10 protein-coding genes are annotated in these 9319 nt (G+C 32.6%); 7 read left to right on the plus strand and 3 right to left on the minus strand.

Features of this window, described 5'->3' with window-relative positions; all coding sequences use genetic code 11:
- A partial coding sequence (locus AC4HAF_RS10045) for a transposase (protein ID WP_491097656.1) occupies positions 1 to 154 on the minus strand: 154 nt, incomplete at its 3' end.
- 153 nt (positions 155 to 307) lie between these two features.
- Positions 308 to 808, minus strand: coding sequence for a hypothetical protein (locus tag AC4HAF_RS10050; RefSeq protein WP_491097648.1), 501 nt, complete (start codon positions 806 to 808; stop codon positions 308 to 310).
- Positions 809 to 988: 180 nt separating this feature from the next.
- On the opposite strand from AC4HAF_RS10050, the gene AC4HAF_RS10055 reads away from it, so the two are divergent.
- From AC4HAF_RS10055 to AC4HAF_RS10075, 5 genes are all read left to right on the plus strand, one after another.
- A complete protein-coding gene (locus AC4HAF_RS10055; RefSeq protein WP_491097649.1) occupies positions 989 to 2185 on the plus strand; it encodes a protein kinase family protein in 1197 nt (398 codons plus the stop codon).
- A gap of 2 nt (positions 2186 to 2187) precedes the next feature.
- On the plus strand, positions 2188 to 3312 hold the full coding sequence (locus AC4HAF_RS10060; RefSeq protein ID WP_491097650.1) for a hypothetical protein: 1125 nt from the start codon (positions 2188 to 2190) through the stop codon (positions 3310 to 3312).
- On the plus strand, positions 3309 to 4631 hold the full coding sequence (locus tag AC4HAF_RS10065) for a HEPN domain-containing protein (RefSeq protein WP_491097651.1): 1323 nt from the start codon (positions 3309 to 3311) through the stop codon (positions 4629 to 4631). Before AC4HAF_RS10060 ends, AC4HAF_RS10065 begins: the two co-directional genes overlap by 4 nt.
- The gene (locus AC4HAF_RS10070; RefSeq protein ID WP_491097652.1) at positions 4615 to 5274 is read left to right on the plus strand and encodes a hypothetical protein; all 660 of its coding nucleotides are present in this window, start codon (positions 4615 to 4617) and stop codon (positions 5272 to 5274) included. The genes AC4HAF_RS10065 and AC4HAF_RS10070 overlap by 17 nt, the downstream gene beginning before the upstream one ends.
- An 86-nt stretch (positions 5275 to 5360) precedes the next feature.
- Positions 5361 to 5594 (plus strand): hypothetical protein, encoded by a 234-nt coding sequence (locus tag AC4HAF_RS10075; RefSeq protein WP_027975902.1) that lies wholly within the window; start codon positions 5361 to 5363, stop codon positions 5592 to 5594.
- A 149-nt stretch (positions 5595 to 5743) separates the two neighbouring features.
- Here AC4HAF_RS10075 and AC4HAF_RS10080 read toward each other — a convergent pair whose 3' ends face one another.
- On the minus strand, positions 5744 to 6730 hold the full coding sequence (locus AC4HAF_RS10080; RefSeq protein ID WP_491097653.1) for a phosphate acyltransferase: 987 nt from the start codon (positions 6728 to 6730) through the stop codon (positions 5744 to 5746).
- Positions 6731 to 6945: 215 nt separating this feature from the next.
- Between AC4HAF_RS10080 and AC4HAF_RS10085 the strand changes: the two genes are divergently transcribed.
- Both AC4HAF_RS10085 and AC4HAF_RS10090 read left to right on the plus strand, forming a co-directional pair.
- Entirely contained in the window at positions 6946 to 7182 is a 237-nt protein-coding gene (locus AC4HAF_RS10085; RefSeq protein ID WP_491097654.1) for an acyl carrier protein, read from the plus strand.
- Between the two features lie 12 nt (positions 7183 to 7194).
- Positions 7195 to 8982 (plus strand): CocE/NonD family hydrolase, encoded by a 1788-nt coding sequence (locus AC4HAF_RS10090; protein ID WP_491097655.1) that lies wholly within the window; start codon positions 7195 to 7197, stop codon positions 8980 to 8982.
- Positions 8983 to 9319 lie beyond the last annotated feature (337 nt).

A 9319-nucleotide genomic window follows, 5' to 3' on the forward strand; every position in this document is an offset into this window, starting at 1 on the left:
CACTGCTATAAGTCTCCTCAACTAAGTCATAGATGAAGTCAAAATCAATCACAGCCTCGATTTTACGCAGAAAGTGATCCTCAGGAACAAGCTGATCAAGCGTATAGAACCCGTATTGATAGCGGTTATAATCTGGCTTTTCTTTGTGAAACATGGCCTTACCTCACAAACTGTTTTCTTTTAGTATACTCCTAAACAGAGCAAAAAGCTCTTAGAAATGCAATTCTAAGAGCTTTGTCTTCAGTCTGAGACCCTCAATGAGGGTCTAAAGAATAGTAATATTAAATAGCAAAATGGGCAGTTATGATTAATGAAATTTACGACGGGGGTGATAACTCTTCTTAAATTGATCTTGTTTCTTCATTTTCTTTTTTAAAAATTGTATTAATTTTTCAGGTAGAAAATAGACTGATAAAATAGGTAAACCAAGAATCGTGATCAATAAATTAAACTGATCAAGAGCTAGGGTGTTTAGTAAGTATACTAATAGGATAATTAGTGTAAGTACGTAACTAGTTTTAAAAGAGCGCCTCATATCATTATGTTTCTCTAGTGAAATAAGCTTAAAGACTTCGTGAATTAAAATTTGTAATACCATTCCTTGAAATATGATAATCAGTACAAAGAAGAAGAACCTGTACTTAAGAATTTTAAAAATTGAAATAAGTAGCTTCATAGCTGAATCATCTTTGGAATTAATAATAAATCCTAAAAATACAAAGGATGATAAGAAGAAAAACAATAAAAATATCTTTAGATTGTCTTTCCAGTTATCTATAAATTCTTTAAAATGTTTTTTTAGATTCATAACTTACCTCATAAATATGCTATCCGAATTATAGCATACTAAATATTAAAATAATACGACAATTATATATTAACCTTATAAACTCTTAATTGCTCTTTTATTTAATTGAATATCATACAATCGCATGATTATAGTGAAGGCAGCCTTTTTGAAAATGAGAAAAATGGTATAATTAATCATATGGAACAAGCCCCAAATTTAAACAATCCATTGTTTAAAAAAACAATGTTAAAAATTAACGATGAGTATTTTAATGAATCTTCAGACGATGGGAATTTGTATTTATACGAGAACACATTTGGTATGGAATGTGGGTTGGTATTATCAAATATTCATTTACGATTAAATAGATTATTTAAATTGTTTAATGATAGAATCCAAAACTTAAACTACTATTATTTAGCAGATGCAAGTAGAGAACTCCTTCAAATAATCGAAATCATTGATAGAATAAGCAAAATTAAGGAATTAAACAGTTCAAATTTTTGTATCATTGACACTTATAGTGGTGTTCTAGAGCGATTTGAAGAATTTTTAAAATCTTCTGGAGGCAGTGAAGTTCCAGAAGACATGGCAAAAATAGATATTGTTTACGACTCAGCAATTTTTTCGGTCTCTTCAAATTTAAACAATGATAAATTTCCATATCGTTTGCAACCTATAGGTAGTGGTTCTTATGCAGAAGTTTACAAATATCATGATGCTTTCTATGACAAAGAATTTGCAGTCAAACGGGCTAAAAGGAATCTGTCACAAACAGACTTAAATAGATTTTATCAAGAATTTAATATAATGAAACAGCTTCAATTTCCTTATATTCTTGAGGTATACAAACTCAATAAAGAATCTAATGAATACACCATGGAATTAGCTGATATGAATCTATTTGATTATATTCAAAAAAATGGGAATAAAATATCCCTCAATGATAGACAAAGAATTTGTTCTCAAATTATTAGAGTATTTGAATTTCTATCAACTAAAAATATCTTGCACAGAGATATAAGTCCTAAAAATTTTTTGATAAAAAGATATGATGATTTATTAGTGATAAAACTATGCGATTTTGGTCTAGGGAAAATATCAAATAGCTTTTTAACTGCAACAAATACAGATGTTAAAGGGGCAATGAACGATAGTACCAACCTGAATTTATATGGATTTAAAAGTTATGATATTAGTTATGAATGTTTTGCATTAACAAAATTAATTTATTTTGTAATCACGGGAAGAATTAGCAAACTTACTAAGTTTGAATATGAGGGATTGGAAAATTTTATGAAAATTGGTACTCACCCAGATATTACAAAACGCTATAAATCAATTAATGAATTAAAGCAAAAATATTATCAAATTAATTTCAAAAAGAGAATATAAAGGTGAATAATTTAAAAAAAATCTCATTATTAATAATGACTAGAGAAACAAATGAGGCTGTCCAAATTTTACTAAAAATGGTAAATAGTAATCTTTTTATGGTAAATTCTGAACTGTCTATTGCTCTATTACCCTTTTTATCTTCATTGGCTGATGGTTGGATTCAAAGCTATGGAGTAGATGCAGATCTTCCTGACATTGAAGGAATACCATTTTACGACTTACTGAAAAAATCAAGAATCAGTTATAAACTATATACAGATAAGAAAAATAATAGAGCTAAAAAATTATTAAATACCAGTGCAGAACAAAGATTAAATATTTTAAGATCTGAATACAGCTCTTTCCAAAAAGTCATGGTAAAGTTAATAGGGCAGAGAGACCTAGGCGTTTTCACATTCTCAGGAGTACCATACGGAAATACTAGTCAACTCAGTATCTACTTAGAAAACTTCTATGATTCAGATAATATTTATACAATATCAGCACTTCAAAAAGTATCACAAACTATTTTAGCTAAATATGCAGAAATCTTATCTTCTCTTTTATCTGGAATTTCCCAGATTTCTGGACTTTCTGAACTAAACAAAAGCGAAAATAATTTTGAAATATCTCAAAAATTATTTAGTCACAAAGATTATTTCTACAAGGACTCTAAAAGACGAGATATTCTATTAGGAAAATTAGATGATGAATTTCAACTTTATTTATTTAATATCTATTGCCAAAATAATTTTGTAAATTACGTTTTTCCAAGAATTTTCGACTCTAAAGGAACCTTTTTCTATCGTGCAAAATTACAAAGCTATTTAACTAGTGTAAAGGCTATACAAAATTTAAATAAGAGATACTTCAATCAATTAGATAAGCAACAACAGCCCTCGGTAGCCAATCTTATTGAATGCAAACAAGCATTGTTTCCTCATAAAAGTCAATTCAGAAATAATGTATTTCATTATGAGGTTTCAGGAGTACCTATAGAGATTTTTAAAGAAAATTATTTTTGTGAAATGGTGGAGCATTTTAGTGGCATAGAATTTAATAATTTTATTAAAAAAATTGATAGGGAGATAGAAAAAATGAATAACTTCATTAGTAAGTTAATTGATTTGGAGGAACATAATTGACAGATTTTAATAATTACAGTCTAGACAAAGATTTTGAAATTAAAGGATTCTTTTCGGATGATAAATCTAAGGTTTGGTCACCCGAAGCTAGAAGTGGGATTTTTGACTATAAACCTAATAAAATTGTTTTAGAATTATTTAATGAATTGCCTAGTAATGAGGCGATTAGAGTTGATTTTTCTAAAAAGGTTGATAGGATATATGGTTGGGACAGCTCAGGTAATTTTTTAATTTTAGAAATTTTTGGGAACCCTTTTGGAACAAGTACGATCCCAGGCTTTCCTCTAGTAAAATACTTGGTAAAAGATTTTAAAATTTTCTATGTTACTAGCTCAGTTACATCTGAGGACAATATAGGCACTATTTTTAATAAGCTTGAAACTTCAAAGCTAGAATCTATGACTTTTTCTTTTGATCATATTGATGAGTGGGTGGGGAAGCCTCTTCTTAAGTATTCTGAAGGTGAAAATCATTTAACAGTAGCTACGGATATATCAGACTATAAAACGACCAAGGTAAAACTTAATTCTCAGTCATTAATAGTTAAAGATATAGCTTCAACAAATTATTCTTTTAAAAATACTGAATTTAAAACTAGTTACGCAATGCAACTGATTGATATGAACAAAAGAAAAGTTCCATTTAAAAAGTTATATAATGTTGCCGCTAAATTTAAGGAATTAATTGAAGTGCTATCTGGTCTCCCTCTATCATTTACTAACATCAACTTTACCTGTGAAAATAGAATTAAAAATGGAAGACATTATATTATCAAAGGGAAATATTTTGAAAGGCATCAAAGAGATGAGATAGTATGGGATTCTCATACTATGGATAAAATATCGTTAGTAAGGTTGAGTGATAATTTTGAAAATATTTTAAATAATTGGTTTGATAAAAGTGAGCAATTAGAATTTATAATTCACCAATTTATAAAGAATTTGCATAATGGTGCTTATATCGAGGATTTATTGATTGATTCAATTAGAAATTTAGAAGTATTCTCGAAAAATTTTCGACAGGATTATGTTCAAAAAAGTAGTGACAGAAAAATACATTTAAGAAATCGTCTCAAGGATTTATTTAAAAATTTGCCACACGGTGAATTTGATAAGATTTTTATAAATCAGAATAAGAACAACTTAACCAAGAGGTTGGTGGACACAAGAAATTACTATACACATGGTCAGAGAAAGAAAAACGATCAGTTGATAACAGATTTTAACGAGATGTATAATTTGAGTCAGTGCCTACAGAGGGTCTTGAATTTCTACATTTTTGAAGAACTGGGTATGAATAATAATGGTGAACAAGAGTGATGCAGAGAATATTCACGCTTCGCTGGTGGGGCTTTGTGTGGACTATCTGACACGGTTCATGAATGGTGTGCCGCTAGAAAAAGCTTTCAGGATTTCTTTGTACGGAGCTTTTATGATAAGAAAATCGGAGCTAGCTTCCACTTTACTTTCTCAAATTACTGGTCTTGACGATACTTCTATTATCAGTGTCTGTCAGTTAGCTGGTTTTGATGTTATCTTTAGAGCGGGTCGGTCAGGGTATAAGCCTGTTGAAGAGATTGTTCCAGATGCGGCAACGATTCTAAATATTCGTATAATGGTAGAGAGAAGTCTGGCCTTCTTTGAAGAGTACGGTCCGATTGTAAAGGACGGTTTTACATTAGAAGGTGGCTACACTGATACCATTACTGCTGGGGATGGTGATTTTTTAACATCAGATACCCTGTGGGATTTTAAGGTTTCAGAAAGTAAGCCCAACAAAGACCAGACGCTTCAGCTATTGGTATATTATCTTATGGGAATACAGTCTGTTCATCCCGAATTTCAATCTATAGAAAAATTGGGGCTCTATAATCCAAGGCAGAATAAAGTTTTTCTCTTGAATATAGCTGATATTTCTGCTGATATTTTAGAAACAGTAAAAAAAGAGGTTATTCAGTACTAAAAATTCCAAGCGCTCAAAGGTATGCTCGAGCATTTACATCTCCCTTTAAAAGGAGTATAGTAATTAGGGTAAAGGAGTGAGAATATATGAATGCTGATGAGAAAATCATAGCTTTGGTTAAACCTGAGTACATGGAGCGGATTCCGCGGTTGGTACGCGGACATGCGACTAAGGCAACCTGCAAGCTGATTGCGCGTGAGTTTCCCGAAGCTTATGCGGAAGCACAAAAAGAGGGAGATTTGAGCCCAGAGGCTAAAGAAAGTCTGAGCTTAATCGTCAATGATATCTTTAAAGAGCGCATGGCTAAGCACAATCTTTGATTGTCCAAAATGGCAAATACTGCTGCCTTTGAGCAGCTTTGCCGGCAGTGGTGAATCCCATAAAAAAGCGAGCTTACTTTGAGCTCGTTTTTTTGTATTATGGGACTTTCAGTCCATCCTATAAAATTATTGATTACTAATTTATTTGTCTAGTCACATAAAGCGCAGGTGATTGATATTACACCTATAATATCTTCTACTGATGAACCGCGAGATAAATCGTTGACTGGTTTATTAAAGCCTTGCAAAATTGGTCCGTAAGCATCTGCTTTGGAAAAACGTTGAATAGCTTTGTAGAGTATATTACCTACATTTAGATCTGGCACAATTAGAATATTAGCTTTTCCAGCTACATCACTTTCACGTCCCATCTTTTTAGCGGCAACACTTGGCACAATCGCAGTATCTAACTGCATTTCACCATCGATTTTTAAAGTAGAGTTTTTTTCTTGGACAATTTTTAAACTGTTAATAACTTTAGTTGTCATATCACTTAAGGAACTTCCATTAGTAGAATAAGAAAGCATTGCAACTCGTGGCTCCCATCCTAATAGCTTAGCAACTGACTTAGAAGTTGAAATGGCAATATCGGCTAGTTCAGTTTCGGTTGGATTTTCACAAGTAGCACAATCAGATATTGCAATCAAACTACCTTCTGAACCTTGATAATTAGGAATATCCATAATAAAAAAACTTGAAGGTGTACTGACATCTTGTTTAAGACCAACAATACTCGAACTTGCTAATAATACCTCAGACGTTGCATAAGTTAAACCACAAACCATGCCATCTACTAAATCGAGACTAAGAATTATAGCTGCAATGTAGAGGGGTTGTTTGATTAAACGTTTTAATCGTTTAACTGAAAATATTTGATTTGTCTCATAAAATTTAGAAATATAATTCTCCATTAATGTTTCATCATCAGTACTAATTACCTCATAAAATGTTTCCTCAATATTGAGTTGTTCAAGCTGATTTTTGATAACTTCCTTTTCTCCAACAAAAACTGGGGAACAAGTTCCTGATTTGTAAGAACGATAAGCTGCTTCTAAAATAGCAGTTTCAGAAGCTTCAGGGAATATTATTTTACGTGGATTAGTATTAGTTTTTTTCAGCATCTCTGTTATTTTCATGAGTTTTACTCCTTTTGATTTTTAAAAATATTCTATCAATAAAACGCTTACAAAAACCGACAGATTAACTTCTTTTGTTTAAAATTAACAAATTTAGCTTTATTGTTAAAAATGAACATAAAGGATGCAATATGTTGGTTTTTGTAAGCGCTTTATTTATATAATGAGTTTGTAAATGAGCTTGACTCAAAATTATAAATCAGGAGGTACATTTTATGTATGAAGAAGTTCTCGAATTAATTAAAGCAGCAGCAGGTCGAAGTTTAAGGACTACACCTAATAGTTTCTCTCCAGAAACAAATCTGAAAGATGATTTTGATGCGAAGTCTATTAACTTTGTTCAAATTATAGGTGAACTAGAGGATGAATATGAAGTTGAGATTGATTTTATGAAATTTCGTAATGCAAAGACAATTGATGCACAAGCACGTTATGTTGCAGATATGCTTTAGGAGTACATAATTATGGCAAAAAAACTAAAGGAATTTAAAGCTCCAGATATGATGGAGATGATGAAAGATCAGTCAAAATTTGAATATGAAAGGGTTATTGAAAATTTTGATGGAGAAGATATTGAAGTCATCTACCGAAAACCTAATCGCGATACTAATGAATTTGTTGATCGTGAGTTAGCTGGATGGGGATATTATCCACCTCTTAATCAGCGAATTTACGAAGAAATGGGTATCATTTGCATGCAGGATGTTGAGGTTCCATTACGTGATGGAACAACTATCTATGTTGATATTTATCGTTCAAAAGATAATGAAAATAAACAAGTTCCTGCAATTGTATCTTGGGGCTTCTATGGTAAGAGGCCGGGTGATATACCTAAAACGTGGCAAGTTTTAGGGGTACCTCCTAAAACGATCTCTAAGATGGCAAAATTTGAATCCCCCGATCCTGCTTATTGGACAAAGCAAGGCTATGCAGTTGTCAATGTTGATTGTCGGGGTGCCGGGAACTCTCATGGTCGCCTGCATGCTTGGGGGACTCAGGATGCTAAAGACGGCTACGATGTTATTGAGTGGATTGCAGAACAAGAATGGTGTACGGGTAAGGTTGGTCTTTCGGGAAATTCCGCAGTTGCCATGTGTCAGTGGTTCATTGCTGCTGAACGTCCGCCTCATTTAGCTTGTATCGCTCCTTGGGAAGGCAGTAATGATATTTATAGACAGTTCGCTAATAAAGGCGGAGCACCTATGGTGGGCTTCAATGAGTTTGTTTTTCGCGATGTAACTGGAGAAGCAGTTGAAGATCATATGCAAATGTTAAAGGAACATCCTCTGATGGACAGTTACTGGGAAGATAAAGTCGCTAAATTAGAAAAAATTAGAATTCCAGTTTACATGACTGCAGGATGGAGTCACCAGCTGCATATCACTGGCAGTTTTAATGCATGGCAACGGATTAAATCACCTAAAAAATGGATTCGAATGCACCGGGAATTTGAATGGGAAGATTTGGTAACTCCTTCTTCAATAAAAGATTTAAACGAATTTTTTGACCGTTATTTGAAAGATATCCACAATGGTTGGGAGTTAACTCCTGCAGTTCGTTTTGAATTACAGGATGCCTACGATCATGATTACATCAAAGATCGTACAGAAAACGAATTTCCTATTGCTCGTACGAAATATAAAAAATTGTACTTGGATGCAGGAAATAATGACTTGGTTGAAAATGTACCAAATGTTTCTACTTCTTTAGAATATGATGCTAAGACCGGGTATACCTATTTTGATTTTGAGTTTCAAGAAGATACTGAATTAACAGGTTATTTCAAAGCTCATGTGTGGGTGGAAGCTAAAGGAGCTGATGATTTAGACCTTGAAGTATGTGTGATGAAAGCAAGTGCTGATGATGAATTTGTTCCAACATATGTTTATCATGATTGGCCATATTATGGAACTGCTGGGAACATACGTGCTTCATTGCGAGAATTGGATACTGATAAATCAACAGATTTTCAACCTCAGTACACCTTTAAAACAGTTCAAAAACTTAGTCCAGGTGAGATTATACCTCTTGAAATCGAGATAAATCCAACAAGTAAGTTTTACCACAAAGGTGAAAAGCTCCGCATGTTTTTAGCAAGTTGGCGCGCAATTGGCGGTATTGATGTGTATGAGCGTGAAACTTTAACAGAAGGAATTCATGTTATTCATACTGGAGGTGAGTATGATTCCTATCTACAAATCCCAGTTGTTCCGCCTAAATATGTAGTTGGTGATACAATTTACCGTAAATAAAAAATTTTAGGTAGTAGCAGATGTGTGTATAAAAGTTGGATCCTATATTTTAATCCAAGGACTTAGTTCTGTATTATATAGAACTAAGTCCTTTTCTACCATTTGTCAAGCATATAAAGGTATTTGATGAAAAATAGTTTGAGTTCCATAGTCACAATAAGGGAATTATCTTATTTTCTACTAAAAATTAGTGAAAAAAGTGTACACAAAACCAACACCTTATGTTGAAAATTTTTGATAAGGTGTTACAATGATAGGGCATAAACGACTTTACCGATTTTGGGTGGAAAGATAATCGTAAAGCTTGTTATGCGTGACGAGGTAATACATTGTCCTG

The organism is Streptococcus sp. ELY_90 (assembly GCF_058314475.1).

Excerpts from the sequence above, each read along its gene's own strand:
- AC4HAF_RS10055 (WP_491097649.1), top strand. The coding sequence starts at position 989 with ATGGAACAAGCCCCAAATTTAAACAATCCATTGTTTAAAAAAACAATG.
- AC4HAF_RS10085 (WP_491097654.1), top strand. The coding sequence starts at position 6,946 with ATGTATGAAGAAGTTCTCGAATTAATTAAAGCAGCAGCAGGTCGAAGT.
- AC4HAF_RS10080 (WP_491097653.1), bottom strand. The coding sequence starts at position 6,730 with ATGAAAATAACAGAGATGCTGAAAAAAACTAATACTAATCCACGTAAA.
- AC4HAF_RS10090 (WP_491097655.1), top strand. The coding sequence starts at position 7,195 with ATGGCAAAAAAACTAAAGGAATTTAAAGCTCCAGATATGATGGAGATG.
- AC4HAF_RS10075 (WP_027975902.1), top strand. The coding sequence starts at position 5,361 with ATGAATGCTGATGAGAAAATCATAGCTTTGGTTAAACCTGAGTACATG.
- AC4HAF_RS10050 (WP_491097648.1), bottom strand. The coding sequence starts at position 808 with ATGAATCTAAAAAAACATTTTAAAGAATTTATAGATAACTGGAAAGAC.
- AC4HAF_RS10070 (WP_491097652.1), top strand. The coding sequence starts at position 4,615 with ATGGTGAACAAGAGTGATGCAGAGAATATTCACGCTTCGCTGGTGGGG.